A 16,898-nucleotide genomic window follows, 5' to 3' on the forward strand; every position below is an offset into this window, starting at 1 on the left:
CTTCCGGAGGCAGCCGAAATGATCCCCGCGCTCATCGTCACCGGATTGCTGGCCGGGATCGGCATCACCGCGGTCGGACCGGGCGGGGTGCTAGCGACCGTGGGGCTGTTCGTCTTCACCTCGCTCACTCCGGCGCAGGTCGCGGGAACAGCGATCGTCACGCACGTGGCCACCGGGATTCTCGGCAGCGCTGCCTTCGTCCATTCCGGACAGTTGCGCGAGCCCGAAACCCGGAAAATCGCGGGAGTTCTTGCGGCAGCCGCAGTAGCAGGGACACCGCTCGGAGTGCTGCTCAACTCCTGGGTGTCCACAAAGGCCTTCGGAATCGTGCTCGGCGGGTTCGCGCTCGTCGTGGCGGTGTTCGTCGGACTGAAGGGACGGGAGCGGGCCGTCGGGCTGCCGGTCGCGGGAGCGATCGGGGCGGGAGTCGCGGTGGTGGCGGGGCTGGTCGGGGTCGGCGGCCCGATGCTCGCGGTGCCGTTGCTGGTCGTCGCCGGGATGCCGGTGCTGGGGGCGCTCGCCGCGGCGCAGGCGCAGTCGGTGGTGATCGCCAGCGTGGGAACCGTCGGCTACGTCCTGCACGGAGCGGTCGACTGGCGGCTGGCGGCGATCGTCGGGATTCCGGAGCTGGCGGGCGTGTTGATCGGCTGGCGGATCGCGCACGCGTTGCCGACCAAGACGCTCAAGGCCGCGCTGATCGCGGTCCTGGTCGGGATCGCGCCGTATCTCGCGTTGCACGGCTGAAGCCGGGTGGCTCCGAAAAGGAACCACCCGGCTTCAGAAAGAATTACCGGTCGAAGGGAAGCTCCATGACCGCTCCCGGGACTGGCTTCCCGGCGCGGACGGTGGTCAATTCCGCAGTGGACAGAGCGCGGCGGTAGAGGCGAGCGTCGTCCAGCGCGCCGGTCAGGTGCTGCGCGCCGTCGAGGCGTTCACCCAGCCACAACTGGAACGAGACGGTCTGGGTGACCGAACCGGGGGAGTCCGGACCGGACGCCGCCACCGCGCCGTCGACCAGGATCCGGAGCTGGCCGCCCGACCGCTGGAGCGCCACGTGGTGCCATTTCTGATCATCGTACGCCGATTGCGTGGTGACAGATTTGCTTCCGGCAGCGGTGGTCATCATCGCGATCAGACGGTGTGCCGCGGGTTCGGCGCGCAGCCACAGTTGCGGTGCGGTCGAGCCCATTCCGCCCAGCCACAGGATGGGTTGTGGGTCCTTTGAAGCACCGTATTTGACCCAGGTGGAGAAGGTGAAGTCGCCGGATCCCACCAATTGCGCCGGCGAGTACGGAACGCGGACGAAGCCGTTCTGCAGTTCCACAGCCTTGCCGAACTTGCCAGCGACAGTACTGGCATCGCCGAGCACGCGCGCGGGCTGTCCACTTGCGACGTCTGGAGTGGACACTCCGGGCGAACGCTTCCAGCCGAGGTAGTTCTCGCCGAAGCGAGCGAAGCGGATCTCGTCGCGGGCGTCCACTGCGCCGCCCTCGTACAGCAGGCCGATTTTCGCGTTCCTGTCCTGCGGACCGCTCAGCTGGACCAGGTCGGAGTAGCCCGACCAGTCCGTCGTGATCCGCGTGCCCTGGTCGGCGTTTTCCCACGTGCGACCGTCGTCATAGGACGAACGGATGGTCATCCAGCGCCGCCGGTCGGTGTCCGCGGGGGAGGCGAAGAGGATCCGCTTGCCGCCGGGACGGTCGAGGCGCAGCAGCGAACCCTGCACCATCGGCGTCACGAGGTCGGGAATCGTGGTGAAGCGCTGGGAGAAGGTCTCGCCCCCGTCGCGGCTCAGGGCGTAGTCGCGGTTGCCGATGTCGGTGCCGCTCTGTTCGCGACCGCCCGCGTAAATGGTGCCGTCCGGCAGTTCCACGACGCTGACTTCCGACGGCTTTTGCGTGAAGGTGCCGCCCACGGGATGCAGGTAGTTGTCGACAGCGCCGACGTGCCAGGTGGAGCCGGCGTCGTCGCTGTAGATGAGTCCGGCGTAGTTTTCGACGGAATTGTTGCCGTCACTGCGTTCGGCGTTCACTCCGAAGACGAGCCGGCCCGCGTGCCGGCCGTGCTGAAGCTGGATGCCGTGCACCGGACCCGAGGCGTACCAGGAATCCCACGCGGGCAGCTTCGCTTGCGCGCTGATGTCGACCGGCGTGGACCAGGTGCGGCCGTCGTCGGTGCTGTACTGCGAGTGCGGCGTGCGCGGGCACGGCACGGAGCAGCCCTTGTCGTCGGTGCGGCCCTTGTTGTAGGTGGTGATCAGGACGATCCGGCCGGTCTTGGTGTCCACAATGGGCACCGGGTTGCCGTGGGTGTCCCCGCCGCCGCGGTTCACCACCTGCAGCGGCGACCAGGTGGTGCCGCCGTCGGTCGACCGCTTCAGCACCAGGTCGATGTCACCGGTGTCGCCGCAGTTGTCCTTGCGCCCCTCGGCGAACGCCAGCAGCGTGCCGTGCGTGCTGCGGACGATCGCCGGGATGCGGAAGCAGGCGTAGCCGGTTTCCTGATGCGGGTTGAACAGCGCTTTCTGATCGAACTGCGGGGCGGCCTGCGCTGAAGCCGGCGCGAAGAAAGCCAGCAGCACGAACGCCAGCACCACGCGAAGGGCGGTTCTCATCTGGTCTCCGTTCCGAACTGTCCGGAAAGGACGGCCACGCCGTGCGCGGCCAATTCCACTTCGGACGATGGCTGAGCGGGATCGGTGAGCAAATCCGTACCGGGCGAAGGCAAGGAAACAGTGACGGCTTCGGCGTTGTGGTTGAGCAGGAAGAGGTAATCGTCCGCACCGTGTCGCACGATTGCCTGGACGCCGTCCGGCAGACCGGGCAGCACCGGCGAAACTCCGGCGTCGGCGGTGATCCGGTCGAAGAGCGTGCGCATGACGTCCGCGTCCGGCCGGGTGCCGAGGTACCACGCGACGCCGGAGCCGAACTCGTGCCGCGTAACAGCGGGTCGACCGGCCAGCGGGCCTTCGGCGAACGTGGCCACGACGTCAGCGCCCTCGGTTTCGATCCATTCGGACCAGATCGTCGCGCCAACGGCGGCACCATCGAGGTCGAGCGTAGTCGAACCGCCTTCGGGCAGCGGCCAGAATTCGTCGACGCGCAGGCCGAGAATGTCGCGCAGCGGGGCGGGATAGCCGCCGGTGTACACCCGGTCGTTCTCGTCGGCGATGCCGGAGAAGAACGACACCGCCAGATGCCCGCCACCCTCCACATAGGAGCGTAGATTGGCCGCGACCGCACTGTCCATCAGGTACAGGTTGGGCACGACGACGAGCTTGTACCCGGAAAGGTCCTTCGCCGGATGCAGGACGTCGCAGGTCACGTTCGCGTCGAACAGCGGCGCGTAGTGGGCGAGGTGCGTTTCGAGCTGGTCGAGGTCATCCGAGGGATGCGAGTTCAGCTCCAGCGCCCACCAGTTGTTCCAGTCGTGCAGGAAGGCGACCTCGGCGCGCACCCTGGATCCGGCGAGCTGCTGCACCGTGGCCAGTTCCTGGCCGAGGTCACGGACACCCTGGAATGTGCGGGTTTCCGGGCCGCCGTGCGGCACCATCGCCGAGTGGAACTTCTCCGCGCCGCCCGAGGTCTGCCGCCACTGGAAGAACAGCACCGCGTCGGCCCCGCGGGCGACCGCCTGCCAGCTGTCCAGCCGCATGGTTCCCGGCGGCTTCGGGCCGTTGCGGGTGCGCCAGTTCACCGCGCTCGGAGCTTGTTCCAGGAGCAGCCACGGCTGACCGTCCTTAAGGGACCGGACGAGGTCATAAGCGAACGCCGCTTCCACGTGCGAGCGCGGATCGTGCGGGTCGGGATAGGAGTCGAGGCTCACCACGTCCTCGTGCGGTACCCACCGGTGCCAGTCGAGCGACTTCTGCACGCGGCCGACGAAGTTCGTCGTCACCGGGACGTCCGGGGTGATGCGGGCGAGCACCTCGCGCTCGTTGAGGTAGCAGCCGAGCGAAGCGTCGGAGGAGAACCGGTGGAAGTCCAGCTGCTGCGCCGGGTTCGGGAAGGTCGGCGCGACGCGCGGCGGCTGCACTTCGGCGAAATCGGAGTACCGCTGCGACCAAAAAGTGGTGCTCCAGGCTTCGTTCAACGCCTCGATGCTGCCGTAGCGCTCGACGAGCCAGCGCCGGAAGTCCACAGCGGACTCGTCGCAGTAGCAGGCACGGATGTGGCAGCCGAACTCATTGCCGATATGCCACATTTCCAGCGCCGGATGCCCGGCGTACCGAGTGGCGACCTGTTCCACCAGCCGGGCGGCGTGCTCGCGGAACACCGGGCTGGACGGGCAGAATTGCTGCCGCGCACCGGCGGACAGCCGGGTTCCGTCCGCGCGCACCGGCAGGATTTCCGGATACTGATGCGAAAGCCACGGCGGCGGCGAGGCCGTCATGGTGGCGAGGCAGGCCCGGACCCCGCCGGAAGCGAGGTTGTCCAGCACCGTGTCGAACCAGCCGAAATCGAATTCCCCGGGCCGCGGTTCGACCTGCGCCCAGGAGAAAATCCCGACAGTCACCATCGAAACCGACGCCTCGGCCATCAGTTTCAGGTCTTCCGCCCACACGTCGGGCGACCAATGCTCGGGGTTGTAATCCCCGCCGTAGTACAGCCGATCCATCAGAGGAGACCCGCTTCCGCTAGTTTTCCCTTGATCTGCAGCAGTTCGTCGTCGTTGAGGGGGAGTTGCGGCGGCGCCATCACCGCGTTGTCGATAAATCCGCGCATCTTCATCGACGCCTTGAACGCGCCGAGCGCGGCCGAACCGCGGCCCATCCGATGCGGCGGCGCGACGTCGGTGATGCTGAACAGCGTCAGCAGCCGTTCTTGTTCGCGTCGCGCGGCCTGCGGGTTGCCGCCGCGGAAGTGGTCGTAGATCAGCACATAGCCGACCGGGTCGACGTTTCCGAGTCCCGGCACCGCACCGTCCGCGCCCTGCGCGAGCGCGGAGTCCACGAGCAGTTCGGAGCCGGTGAACACGGCGAAGTGCTCCAGGCCGCGCTCCCGGCGCTGCTGCAGCACCAGGCGGAACCCGGCCTCGTCGCCGCTGGAATCCTTGAGCCCGGCCAGTACGCCGTCCGCGGCCAGGTTCAGCACCAGGTCGCGGTCGAGCTTCGTGTGCACGGCCATCGGGATGTCGTAGGCGAAAATCGGCAGCGACGTCCGCTCGTGCAACAACCGGAAATGCCGGTCGATTTCCGCGACGTGCGTGCGGGTGTAGTACGGCGCGGTCACCACGATCGCGTCCGCACCGGCCGCTTCGGCGGTCTTCACGTGCTCGGCGACGCGCAGGGTCGTCATGTCGATACAGCCGGCGAGCACCGGGACCCGGCCGGCGACCTGGTCGACCGCGGTTTCGACGGTGATCCGCCGCTGGTCGTCCGGCAGGAAGGCGACCTCGCTGGACGAACCGAGCACGAAGATCCCGTGCACGCCGGCGTCGAGCTGGAATTCGATGTGCCGCCGCAGCGACGCGGTGTCCACGGTGAAGTCGTCGTGGAACGGCGTGCACAGCGGCGGGATGATGCCGGCGAACTTGGGCGCAGTCATGAGGCAGTCACTCCGATTTCTGGGTGGATGCAGCGGTAGGTGTGCTCGTCCGGCCCGGACTGCGGTGGCAAGGCCAGGGAGCATTCGTCGGTGGCTTTCGGGCAGCGCGTGTGGAACGGGCAGCCGGGCGGCGGCGCGGTCGCCGACGGCACGGGTCCACTGAGGACGATCGGCTCCACCGGGTGCAGCAGGCTCGGCGTCGCCGAGAACAGCGCCCGGGTGTACGGGTGGTGCGCGTGGTGCGGCAGTTCGGCGGCCGGGGCCTGTTCGACGATCCGGCCGAGGTACATCGTCACGATGCGGTCGCTCATCCGGCGCACGGTCTGGATGTCGTGCGACACGAACACCATCGCGAGCTCGAGCTGTTCGCGCAGTTCCAGCAACAGGTTCAGGATCTGCGCGCGCACCGAAACGTCCAAAGCGGACGTCGGCTCGTCGGCCACCAGCAACGCCGGTCGCAGCGCGAGCGCACGGGCGATCGCCACGCGTTGCCGCTGTCCGCCGGACAGTTGCGACGGCAGCGCGTCGGCCACACTGGACGGCAGCCCGACGAGGTTCATCAGCTCCCAGACGCGTTCGGCGCGTTCGCCGGCCGTGCCGACCTGATGCACGTCGAGCGGGTCGCGCAGGATCTTCGCGACCGGAAGCCGCCGGTTCAGCGCGGTCGACGGGTCCTGGAAGATCATGCCGACCGTGCGGCCCAGTTCGGCCGGACGCAATGCGGAAAGGGGCTGCCCCGCGTAGCGAACCGTACCGGAGGTCGGCTTCTGAAGTCCGACCAGCACTTTGGCCAAAGTGGACTTCCCGCAGCCGGATTCCCCGACCACGCCGACGGTTTCGCCCTTCGCGATGGCGAGGGTCGCGTCGGTGAGCGCGTAGACCCGGTCGTGCCCGAACAGACCCGACCCGCGGATCTTGTGCACCACATGCACGCCGTCGACTTCGACGAGGCTCATGCCGACGCTCCTTCCGCCATCGTCTCCAGGGAGTTCTCGGCGGGGTAGTGGCAGGCCACGAGATGTCCTTCGCCCGCCGGTTCAGGCGCGACCTCGAAGCAGTGCCCGCGCGCGGCGGGACACCGGCTGGCGAACCGGCAACCGGGCGGGAAGTCCGCCGGTGCGGGCACGACGCCCTTGATCTGGGTGAGCTTCGCTTCGTTCTCCTCCAGCGACAGCACCGCGCTGAGCAGGCCGCGGGTGTAGTGGTGCTGCGGCGCACCGACGACGGCCGCGGTCGCACCGGTCTCGGCGACCTGCCCGCCGTACATCACCACCACCCGGTCGGCGATGTCGGATACCAGCGCGAGGTCGTGCGACACCAGCACCAGCGCGAAGCCGAGTTCCTCCTGCAGCCGCAGCAAAAGCGCCATGATCTGCGCCTGCACGGTCACGTCGAGCGCCGTCGTCGGTTCGTCGGCGACGATCAGCTTCGGGCTGCGGGACAGCGCCATCGCGATCAGCACGCGCTGCCGTTGTCCGCCGGACAGTTCGTGCGGATACGCCCGCAGCGTCCGGCCCGGGTCGAGGTTGACCAGCTCCAGCAGCTCTTCCGGCGTGCGGGTGCCGCCGCGCCGGGTGAACTGCTTGAGCTGCGCGCGGATCGTCATCGCCGGGTTCAGCGAGCTGAGCGCGTCCTGGTACACCATCGCCAGGTCGTGCCCGAGGTGCCGGCGGCGGACGCTCGGCTTCATGGTGAGCAGGTCGTCGCCCGCGAACCGGATCTCGCCGCTGAGCCGCGCGGCGTCCGGCTGCAGGCCCATGATCGACAGCGCGGTGAGCGACTTCCCGCAGCCCGACTCGCCGATCAGCCCCAGCACCTCGCCGGAACGGATCGAAAAGGACACGCCGTCGACGACGTTCACGCCGTTGTGCCGATCCGGGAACGAGATCGCGAGATTCTCCACGGCCAGCACGGTTTCCCTGCCGGACAGATCCCGCGCCTTCGCCGCCAGTCGTTGTCCGGCTTCGCGCAGGCCGCGCAGCGGCAGCACCGCAGCGGTGGCCTCCGGAGCCAGTTCGATCTGCTGTGCCGCTTCCGCCGCCTTCGCGGTGCGAGCCGACGGCGCGGCCCAGGCGTCGGAGATCCCTTCGGAGAGAATGTTCAACGCCAGCACGGTGGCCAGGATCAGCAGGCCGGGGAACAGCGTCGCCCACCAACCGCCGGTCAGCACGAGGTCCTTGCCGTCCGCCAGCACCGAACCCCACGACGGATCGGGCGGCTGGATGCCCGCGCCGATGAACGACAGCGACGCCTCGAACACGATCGCGTCCGCCACCGTCACCGTGCAGTACACGAGGATCGGCGCGGCGCAGTTGACCGCGACGTGGCGGGCGAGGATGAACAGCCGTTTCGCGCCGATCACCCGCTCGGCCGCGACGTAGTCCTCGCCGTACTGCGCGAGCACGTTCGCCCGCACCACCCGCGCCACCGGAGCCATGTTGAGGAAGCCGATGGCGAGGATCAGCACGAGGATGCCGCGCCCGAACACCGCCACCAGCACCGCGGCGAGCGCGATGCCGGGGAAGGCCATCAGGACGTCGAGGACCCGCATGACCAGCCCGTCGACCCGGCGGCCGGAGGTCGCCGCGAACGACCCGACGACGATGCCCGCGACCAGTGCGAGCAGCGTCGCGCCGAGGCCGATCGCGAGCGACCAGCGGGTGCCCGCGACCAGCCGGGAGAAGATGTCGCGGCCGGACTGGTCGGTGCCGAACCAGTGCGCCGCGCTGGGCCCGCCGGTGTCGGTGCTGAGCAGGTCCGGATTGTGCGTGGCCACGACGGTGCCGAGGACCGCGACGAGCCCGAGCACGATCAGGACGGCCAGCGCGATCCAGGAGGACAGGGGAAGCCGCCGGAACCGGACGCCGGGCCGCGAGAGCCGGGCGGTGAGGTTCGGGCGGAGGACTGGGCGCATCACGAGCGGCTCCGCGGGCGGGTATTGGCGACGGGGCGGATCACGAGCGGCTCCGCAGACGGGGGTTGGCGACGAGGTAGAGCACGTCGACGATCAGGTTCACGAGCACGAACCCGGCCGCGATGGTGATGACGAAGCCCTGCACCTTGGCGGTGTCGCCGTCCTGCACGGCCTGGATCATGTTCTGGCCCATGCCGGGCAGCGCGAACATCGTCTCGATCACCACCGCGCCGCCGAGCAGGTAGCCGACGCGAAGGCCGAGCACGGTCAGCGGGTTGACCAGCGCGTTGCGCAGCACGTTCCGCCCGACCACCACGACCGGCGGCAGCCCGCCGCCGCGCGCGGTGCGCACGTAGTCCTTGTCGAGTTCCTCGACCATCGACGTCCGGATCACCCGGGTCAGCTGCGCCGCGACCGGCGCGGACAGCGCGATCGCGGGCAGCGTCAGCGAGTTCAGCCAGCCGGGGAACGAATCCGCCGGGCTGACGTAGCCGCTGGTGGGGAACAGGCCCTTGCCCACGGCCAGCCACTGCACCAGCAGCAGCGCGATCCAGAACGCCGGCGCGGCGACCCCGGCGAGCGTCACGAACCGGATCAGGTGGTCCGGCCAGCGGCCGCGGAACAGCGCCGAGGTCACGCCGAGCACGACCGAGACGACGAGCGCGAGCGCCAGGCCCAGCAAGGTCAGCTGGAGGGTGAGCGGGAGCGCGGTGGCGATGGTCTGGCCCACCGGCTCCTTGGTGACCACGCTCGTGCCGAAATCGCCTTGCAGCAGATGCCACACGAAGTGCACGTACTGCAGCGGCAACGGGTCGAGCAGGCCGTTCTGCTCACGGAACTGCTGGAGCTGATCGGCGGTGGCGTTGGCGCCGTTGAACGCGGCCATCGCCGGGTCGACCGGCGAGAACCGCATCACGATGAACACGAACAGGATCACGCCGAGCAGCAGCGGGATCAGGGCGAGGATGCGACCGGCCAGCATCCGCACGACGACTGTCACTTCCGTGCCCTCCCGTCAGGCCGGTTTGGCCTGGTTGAGGTAGATGCCCGGGTAGCCCTGGGCACGCACGCCGCTGATCGCCTTCGGGTCCCACGCGGTGCCCATCTGCGTGAAGACGATCGGGTAGATCACCGCCTGCTCGGAAATCTGGTCGAGCAACTGCTTGTACAGCCCGTTCCGCTTCGTTTCGTCGGTTTCCGCGGCGGCCTTGTCCTGCAGCGCCAGCAACGCGGTGGTGTCGTCGCCGTTCCAGCGCGCGTACTTCGTCATGAGGACCGATTGCGCGTCGTAGTAATAGCGGATCAGCAGGTCCGGGTCGTTGCCGAACTGCAGCGGGTTGTTCGTGGTGGCCACGACCTGGAAGTCGTCGCCGTTGTCCAGTTTGGAGAACAGCGCCTTGGTGTCCTGGGAGTCCAAAGTGGTCTGCACGCCGATCGCGTCCCAGCCCTCCTTGATCACCTTCACGCAGTCGAGCACCAGCGAGGTGTTCGTTGTGGACAGCGAGATCTTCAGGCCGCTGACACCCGCTTCGGCGAGCAGTTGCTTCGCCTTTTCCGGGTTGAAGTTGAAGTCCTGCGCCGCGGGCTGTGAACCGGGCAGCTTCGGGTTGATGAACGAGGTGCCCGCGGTGCCTGTGCCGCGCAGGCCAATCTCGATCATCTTCTTCTTGTCGATCGCGTAATGCAGCGCCTGGCGGACCCGCTTGTCGGAGAACGGCGAGTGCTTGGTGTTGAAGAGCAGGAACAGGTTGTTGCCGCCGTCGGCGAACTCGACCGTACGGCCCGCCTTGCGCAGCTGCTCGGCGTTGGCGGGCGGGATGTTCTCCGCGATCTGCGCGTCCGGCTTGGCCCCGGAGACCGCGGCGACGCGCGGTGCGGAATCCACAATGGACTTCCAGAGCATCTTGTCGTACGCGGCCGGGCGCGGGCCGTTGTAGTCCGCGAACTTCTCGAACGTGGTGTGTGACAGCGGAGCCTGTTCGGTGATCTTGTACGGCCCGGAGCCGACGACCTTGCCCGCCGCAGCGGCCTTCCAGTTGTTCTCGAAGACGTGCTTGGGCACGATCTTGCAGATCTGGATCCGCTGCAGCGCGTACGGGAACGCGAACTTCAGGCCGAATTCCACCGTCTTCGCGTCGACCTTGGTGACCGACTGCAGCCACTGCGAGAAGAAGCTGTGGATGAGAACGTTTTCTCCTGCGTCGAGCACGCGGGCGTAGGTGAACACGACGTCGTCGGCGGTCACCGGCTGTCCGTCGTGCCACTTCGCGCCGTCGCGGATTTCGAAGCGCAGCTTGGTGCTCTTGAGGTCCGTCGGCAGCGCCTTGGCCAAGCCGGGGAAGGGTTCCCGGGTGACCGGATCGCCCTCGACGAGCGACTCGTAGCTGTGCAGGATCGCCGCCATCGCGAACGCCGACGCGGTCTGCAGCGGGTCCCAGGTCTGGTTGTTGCCGTACCCGATCACCGCGGTGACGGAACCGGACGAACTGCCGGTTTTGTTGGTCGACGCGGGACCGCCGCACGCGGCGAGCGTCGACGAAACCGCTGCGGCAGCCCCGGCGAGGCCGGCGTAGCGCAGCAGCGCGCGCCGGTTGAACTGAGTCCCCATGGCGGTTCGGGACATGGCGTCTCCTGACTTGATGCGGTGTTCCACCCAGAAAGCATCGAGAAGTAGGACGTGGGACGTCCTATGACTTGCCGGAACCCTAAGTCCCGTTCCCGCCCCGGTCAAGAGGCTTGTTCCCACCCGCGCGGGTGCAGCCGCGGTTGCCGATCATGACGTAGGATGTCCTCCGATGGCGACGTGCCAGTGCAAGAAAGACATCCGGGAGACACGTGTGGCGCGCCCGCAACGCAGCGAAGAGATCACCAAGCAGATCATCGACCTGATCGTCGACCGGCAGCTGCCGACCGGCGCGCCGATGCCGACCGAGCTGAGCCTCGCCGAGGACATCGGGGTCAGCCGGAACTCGATCCGGGAGGCGGTCAAGGCGCTGCAGGCGCTCGGCATCGTCGAGGTCCGGCACGGCTACGGCACGTTCGTCGGCTCGGCCGGGTCGGAGGCGCTGCAGACGTGGCTGCTCTTCCGCACGCGCAGCCGCGGCAGCACCGACGCCGGGCGGCTGCGCGACCTGCTCGAGGTGCGCGAGATGATCGAAACGGAGCTGACCAGCCGGGTCGCCCGCGACCACCGGCCGGAGCTGATCGGCGAGCTGCAGGCGTGCGTCGCGCGGATGCGCCGCAAAGGGCCGGACGCGGCGGTGGCCGACCGCGAGTTCCACGACCTGATCTGCGCCGAGGCCGGCTTCGACCTGGCGCGCGAGCTGACCGGATTGTTCTGGGACGTCTACCGGGCCGCGGAAGGCGAAATGGGCGGTCCGGTCTCGTCGGCGCCGGCCACCGCGAAACGGCACCAGGCGATCGTGGACGCGCTCGTGAGCGGGGACGCGGAAGCGGCCGCGCACGCGGTGCACCGGCATTTCGACGAGGTGCGCAAGCGCGCGAAAGCCGGTCGCTACGGCGGCTTCGGCGAGGCCCGGCCCGCGGTTTCCGGCTCGGCCGCCAGCTGATTGCGGTTAATCTGGAGGGGTGACGACTCCGGAGATCGCTGTTCTGCCGCCGTCCGCCGCCGAGGACGCTGCGCTGGTGGCTCTGCTGACTGAGCTGGTGAACACCGTCTACGCCAAGGCTGAGGCAGGGTTGTGGGCTGGTTCGGCCGACCGGACCAACGCTTCGGAGATGGCCGGACTGGTCCGCGCGGGCGAGATCGCGGTCGCCCGGCTCGCCGGGGACGTGGTGGGTTCGGTCCGGATCCAGCGGCTGGCCGAGGATCTGGGGGAGTTCGGTCTGCTCGCCGCTTCGCCGGAGGTGCGCGGGGCGGGGGTCGGGCGGGAGCTCGTGCGGTTCGCGGAGGACCACTGGCGGGCTGCCGGGTGTACGCGGATGCAGCTTGAGCTGTTGGTGCCGCGCGGGTGGACGCATCCGTCGAAGGAGTTTCTCGCGCAGTGGTACACCAGGCTCGGGTACCGGGTGGTGGAGACGTCGACGATCGACGGGCCGCATCCGGAGCTGGCTCCGCTGCTGGCCACTCCGTGCGATTTTCTCATCTGGCACAAGGATCTCGGCTGATCGTGGTTCCGGAATTCCGTCCGGTTCTGTCCTGGTGTCAATTCTGACCAGGTGGTAGAAATTGGCGAAAGCCCCTCTATCGCTGGGAGTTGGCATGGGCGGACCTTCGGTGCAGCTGTACTCGGTGCGCGACGCGTTCGCGGCTGATCCGGACGAGACGTTGCGGCGGCTGGCTGCGATCGGGTTCAGCCGGGTGGAGCCGTACGGGGTGGTGGAGAACGTCGAGGCGCTGCGGGCCGGGTTGGCGGCGCACGGGTTGAGCGCGCCTACCGCGCACGCCGCGTTGGTCGGGAAGGATCTGGACTCGGTGTTCGGGGCGGCTCGGGAATTGGGGATCGGGGTGGTGATCGAGCCGTTGGTTCCTGCTTCTCAGTGGGGGAGTTCGGCGGATATCGCCGATACCGCGTCGGCGCTTAATGCCGCGGCTGAGGTTGCGGCGGGGTATGGGGTTCGGGTCGGTTACCACAATCATTGGTGGGAGTTGGAATCGCGGATCGACGGGCGCAGCGCGTTGGAGGTATTCGCGGATCGGCTCTCGCCGGAGGTTGTGCTGGAGGTCGACGCTTACTGGGCTACCGCGGGCGGGGAGGACGCGCCCGCGTTGCTGCGTCGGCTGGGGGAGCGGGTGTGCGCGATCCATGTGAAGGACGGGTCGTTGGCTGTCGACGCTTCTGGGCAGGTTCCCGCGGGGCAGGGGCGGGTGCCTATACGGTCGGTGCTTGATGCGGTTCCGGAGGCGTTGCGGGTGGTGGAGTTCGATCAGCACGAGGATGTTTTCGGGGGTATTGCTGAGAGTTTCGCCTATCTCGCTGGGGTGGGGGCGTGACTGTCGGGGTCGGGGTTGTCGGGGCGGGGTTCATCAGTGATACGTATTTGGAGAATCTGACCGCGTTTCCGGATCTTCGGGTGGCGGCTGTCGCTGATCTCGATGTGGAGCGGGCTTCGGCGCAGGCCGCGAAATACGGGGTTCCTCGTGGTGGGTCGGTGGCGGATCTTCTTGCGTCGCCGGAGGTGGAGATCGTCGTGAATTTGACTGTGCCCGCGGTGCATGTCGAGGTCAGTCGCGCGGCGGTGGAGGCGGGGAAGCACGTTTGGACGGAGAAGCCGATCGGGTTGGATCGGCAGTCCGTGCGGGAGCTTCTTGACCGGGCGCGGGAGAGAGGGGTGCGGGTGGCTGGGGCGCCGGACACCGTTCTCGGCGCTGGGCAGCAGACCGCTCGGCGGGTGCTCGAAGCTGGTCGGATCGGTACGCCTTTTGCTGCGTTGGCGTTGTTTCAGACGCCTGGGCCGGAGAGCTGGCATCCCGCGCCGGAGTTCCTGTACCAGGCCGGTGGTGGGCCGCTGCTGGATATCGGGCCGTATTACTTGACGCAGCTGGTTCAGGTGTTTGGTTCTGTGCGGAAGGTTACCGGGGTTGGCGGGCGGGGGCGGGAGACCCGGGTGATCGGGGCTGGGCCTCGGGCTGGGACTGAGTTTCCGGTTACGGTGCCCACTACGGTGAGCGCGTTGGTGGAGTTTGTGCGCGGGGGTAGTGCGCAGGTTGTGCTGACGTTTGATTCCGCGTTGCGGCGTACGGGGTTTGTCGAGGTGACCGGGCCGCTGGGGACTGCGGTTTTGCCGGATCCGAATCGGTTTGACGGTTCTACGGTGGTGCATCCGGGCGGGGACGGGGAGTCGGAGGAGGTGGTTGCGGTGGGGCATAAAGCTTCTCGCGGTACCGGGGTTCTCGATCTGGCTCGATCGATCCGGGCTGGGGCGCCGGAGCGGGCTTCGGGGGAGTTGGCTTATCACGTGCTGGACGTGATGGTGGCGGTTGAGGAATCCATGGCGCGTGGGGCGGGGGTTGAGGTGGTCAGCCGGGTGGAGGTGGCTCGGCCGTTGCCCGTTGAGTGGGATCCGTACGTGCGGACGTTGTAGGGCGGCTCGTCGCCTGGCGGCGACATCGGCGCTGGCGTGCGTGGGGCACCCCGAAGCTTGATTGTGCTGACGGTCCGGGGGTGCTTGTCAAGGCGGGAAAGATGCCTTGACAAGCACCCCCGGACCGCAGGGAGGCTTCGTATCGGGGTTGGGGGGGTGGTGTGGGTGCCTCGCTGGTTGGGTGCGTCGGCCGCGGTTGGTTGGCGGTGGGGGCTTGCGCCCCAATGTGGCATTGGGTGCGTGGGACGCACCGAACGCCACATTGGGTGCGTCAGATGCACCCAATGCCACATTGGGGAGCATCCCGGCGGGCGGTGAGCGGGCGGGCGAGCGAGCGGGCGAGCGGGCTGTGAAGGGCTCCTTGAGGGAATCAGATTCCGTGAAGGAGCCCTTCACTGACCGGTCGCGGGTCGTGAGGGGAACCCTCAGGGAATCTGATTCCGTGAGGGGAACCCTCACGGACAGCGGCGGTGCGATTAGCGGCCATCTGGGGCTAGATCTCCGGATTCCGCCTAATTCGGGAACAGAGGCACGGCCAGGAGAGTTTGCAGAGAGAGGCGGAGGGAACCGACTACATCGACTTGCGTGGGGGTGGTGAGCCACTGGACCTGGAGGCCGTCCATCAGCGCGACGAAGGTGAGCGCCGCCAAGTCCGGGTCTACGCCGGGGCGCAGCTCGCCTGTTTCGGCGAGCGCGTGGAACGACTGGGCGATGCTGTCGCGGGCCTCGCGGTAATGGCGGGCGAAGTAGGCGTGCGCGGGGTGGTCTTCGGAGACTGCTTCGGCGGCGAGGCGCGAGTACAGATCGACGATGCCCCGGTGGCGGACGTTGTGTTCGGCCAGTGCGACGAAGCGGCGCAGGACGTCCAGGCCGGGCGGGGTGGCGGTCAGTTGTTCGCGGGCGGCGTCCTCGGCGTCGCGGCGTTCCAGGACCGCTGCGAGCAGCGCTTCCTTCGTCGGGAAGTGGTACAGCAAGCCGGCGTGGGTGATGCCGGCTCGTTTGGCGATTTCCCGCAGGGACGACGCGTGGTAGCCCGCCTCGCCGTACACCGCGGCGGCCGCCGAAACGATGTCGTCGCGGCGGATTCTGCCCTTCAGGTAGCCCCCGCTCACGGGGCGGCGATCAGGTCGGCTTCCACGCGCCCATCATGCCCCAGCCCTGTTCCTCCTGCCCGTGCCTGTGTTCCTGACTGGACCCGACCCCCGAAGAGGAGCCGAGCCCGATGACCGAGCTTTCCCCGCCTCCGGTGCTGCCCCGTGCGGCCCGCGTCGCCACCTGGATCGTGTTCGCCCTCTGCGGGTTCGCGGTCGGCATGTGGGTGGTGCACATTCCGGTGATCGAGCGCGCGACCGGCGTCTCGCACACCGCGCTCGGGGCGCTGCTGCTGGTGCTCGGCGGCTCGGCGTTGATCGGGATGCAGGTCACCGGGCCGCTCGCGGACCGGTTCGGGCATCCGCGCGTGGTGTCCGTCGCGGGGGTGCTCGTCGGGGTCGCTGTCGTCTTGCCGGGGTTCGCGGCGAACTGGTGGACGCTCGGGCTGGCGCTCGCGGCGTTCGGGTTCTTCAACGGCTCACTGGACGTCGCGATGAACGCGCACGCGGTGGTCGTGGAACGGGCGTATCCGCGGCCGATCATGGCCGCGTTCCACGCGATGTGGTCGATCGGCGGTGCGATCGCGGCGGTCGTCGGCGCGGCGGTGCTGGGGGCGGGCGTGCCGACGCTCGTGTCGCTCGGCGGTACTGGCGCGCTGTGCATCGTGGTTTCGCTGCTGGTCCGCCGGTATCTGCTCGACTCGTCGAACGAGGCTGCCGAGGAAACCACTGAGGAAGCCAAACCGACGCGTACGCCCGCCCGCGTGGTGTGGCTGCTGGGGCTGCTGGCGTTCGCGCTGATGCTGTCCGAAGGTGTCGCGAACGACTGGGCCGCGCTGTATCTGCGAGACGGGCTGGGGACGTCCGAAAGCACCGCCGCCCTGGCCTACGGCTCGTTCGCGGTGGCGATGACCGTCGGCCGATTCGCGACCGACCGCGTGGCCGCGCTAGCCGGTCCGGTCGCTGTGGTGCGCTACGGAAGCGGGCTGGCCGCGCTGGGGCTCGCGATCGCGTCGCTGGCGCCGTGGGTGCCGTTGTCGTTGTGCGGCTGGGCGTTGTTCGGGCTCGGGCTTTCCGGTGGCGTCCCGCAGCTGTTCACCGCGGCGGGCAACCTGGACAAGCGGGCGTCGGGTGCGCTGATGGCGCGGGTGGTCGGCGTCGGATACGTCGGGCTGCTGGCCGGCCCGGCGATCATCGGCGGGCTGGCGCACTGGGTGCCGCTGAACGTCGCGTTCCTGTTGCCGCTGGCGTTGTGCGTGGTGGCGGTGGTGTTCGCGCCGGTGATGAAGCCTCGCGGCTGAG

14 protein-coding genes are annotated in these 16,898 nt (G+C 68.5%); 6 read left to right on the forward strand and 8 right to left on the reverse strand.

Translation table 11 applies throughout. The features are described from left to right. The first annotated feature begins 18 nt into the window (after positions 1-18). Positions 19-744, forward strand: coding sequence for a sulfite exporter TauE/SafE family protein (locus ACFORO_RS07765; protein ID WP_377870674.1), 726 nt, complete (start codon positions 19-21; stop codon positions 742-744). 43 nt (positions 745-787) lie between these two features. Here ACFORO_RS07765 and ACFORO_RS07770 read toward each other — a convergent pair whose 3' ends face one another. From ACFORO_RS07770 to ACFORO_RS07800, 7 genes are read right to left on the reverse strand one after another with little or no spacing between them, the layout of a single operon-like run. After that, entirely contained in the window at positions 788-2,614 is a 1,827-nt protein-coding gene (locus ACFORO_RS07770; RefSeq protein WP_377870673.1) for an exo-alpha-sialidase, read from the reverse strand. Continuing rightward, positions 2,611-4,617, reverse strand: a complete 2,007-nt coding sequence (locus ACFORO_RS07775) for a beta-galactosidase (protein WP_377870672.1) — start codon at positions 4,615-4,617, stop codon at positions 2,611-2,613. The genes ACFORO_RS07770 and ACFORO_RS07775 overlap by 4 nt, the downstream gene beginning before the upstream one ends. Continuing rightward, entirely contained in the window at positions 4,617-5,546 is a 930-nt protein-coding gene (locus ACFORO_RS07780) for a dihydrodipicolinate synthase family protein (protein ID WP_377870671.1), read from the reverse strand. Before ACFORO_RS07780 ends, ACFORO_RS07775 begins: the two co-directional genes overlap by 1 nt. After that, positions 5,543-6,502: an oligopeptide/dipeptide ABC transporter ATP-binding protein gene (locus tag ACFORO_RS07785; protein ID WP_377870670.1), complete on the reverse strand. Its 960-nt coding sequence runs from the start codon at positions 6,500-6,502 to the stop codon at positions 5,543-5,545. Before ACFORO_RS07785 ends, ACFORO_RS07780 begins: the two co-directional genes overlap by 4 nt. Continuing rightward, positions 6,499-8,460 (reverse strand): dipeptide/oligopeptide/nickel ABC transporter permease/ATP-binding protein, encoded by a 1,962-nt coding sequence (locus ACFORO_RS07790; RefSeq protein ID WP_377870707.1) that lies wholly within the window; start codon positions 8,458-8,460, stop codon positions 6,499-6,501. The genes ACFORO_RS07785 and ACFORO_RS07790 overlap by 4 nt, the downstream gene beginning before the upstream one ends. 40 nt (positions 8,461-8,500) lie before the next feature. Further along, on the reverse strand, positions 8,501-9,460 hold the full coding sequence (locus tag ACFORO_RS07795; protein ID WP_354744610.1) for an ABC transporter permease: 960 nt from the start codon (positions 9,458-9,460) through the stop codon (positions 8,501-8,503). Positions 9,461-9,475: 15 nt separating this feature from the next. Further along, on the reverse strand, positions 9,476-11,083 hold the full coding sequence (locus tag ACFORO_RS07800; protein ID WP_377870669.1) for an ABC transporter substrate-binding protein: 1,608 nt from the start codon (positions 11,081-11,083) through the stop codon (positions 9,476-9,478). Positions 11,084-11,297: 214 nt separating this feature from the next. Here ACFORO_RS07800 and ACFORO_RS07805 point away from each other — a divergent pair, with 214 nt between their 5' ends. The 4 genes from ACFORO_RS07805 (at position 11,298) to ACFORO_RS07820 (ending at position 14,505) form a co-directional block, all read left to right on the forward strand. Then, positions 11,298-12,029, forward strand: coding sequence for a FadR/GntR family transcriptional regulator (locus tag ACFORO_RS07805; protein WP_043833627.1), 732 nt, complete (start codon positions 11,298-11,300; stop codon positions 12,027-12,029). 19 nt (positions 12,030-12,048) lie between these two features. Beyond that, positions 12,049-12,588, forward strand: coding sequence for a GNAT family N-acetyltransferase (locus tag ACFORO_RS07810; protein ID WP_377870668.1), 540 nt, complete (start codon positions 12,049-12,051; stop codon positions 12,586-12,588). Positions 12,589-12,682: 94 nt separating this feature from the next. Continuing rightward, positions 12,683-13,414, forward strand: a complete 732-nt coding sequence (locus tag ACFORO_RS07815; protein WP_377870667.1) for a sugar phosphate isomerase/epimerase family protein — start codon at positions 12,683-12,685, stop codon at positions 13,412-13,414. Further along, the gene (locus ACFORO_RS07820) at positions 13,411-14,505 is read left to right on the forward strand and encodes a Gfo/Idh/MocA family protein (protein ID WP_377870666.1); all 1,095 of its coding nucleotides are present in this window, start codon (positions 13,411-13,413) and stop codon (positions 14,503-14,505) included. The genes ACFORO_RS07815 and ACFORO_RS07820 overlap by 4 nt, the downstream gene beginning before the upstream one ends. Before the next feature lie 512 nt (positions 14,506-15,017). Here the strand turns inward: ACFORO_RS07820 and ACFORO_RS07825 are convergent. After that, positions 15,018-15,617: a TetR/AcrR family transcriptional regulator gene (locus tag ACFORO_RS07825; RefSeq protein ID WP_377870665.1), complete on the reverse strand. Its 600-nt coding sequence runs from the start codon at positions 15,615-15,617 to the stop codon at positions 15,018-15,020. Between the two features lie 110 nt (positions 15,618-15,727). On the opposite strand from ACFORO_RS07825, the gene ACFORO_RS07830 reads away from it, so the two are divergent. Continuing rightward, complete coding sequence (locus ACFORO_RS07830) at positions 15,728-16,897, forward strand: MFS transporter (protein ID WP_354744599.1); 1,170 nt, start codon at positions 15,728-15,730, stop codon at positions 16,895-16,897. The last annotated feature ends 1 nt before the right edge of the window (position 16,898 follow it).

The organism is Amycolatopsis halotolerans (assembly GCF_042647905.1).
Taxonomy (GTDB): domain Bacteria; phylum Actinomycetota; class Actinomycetes; order Mycobacteriales; family Pseudonocardiaceae; genus Amycolatopsis; species Amycolatopsis halotolerans.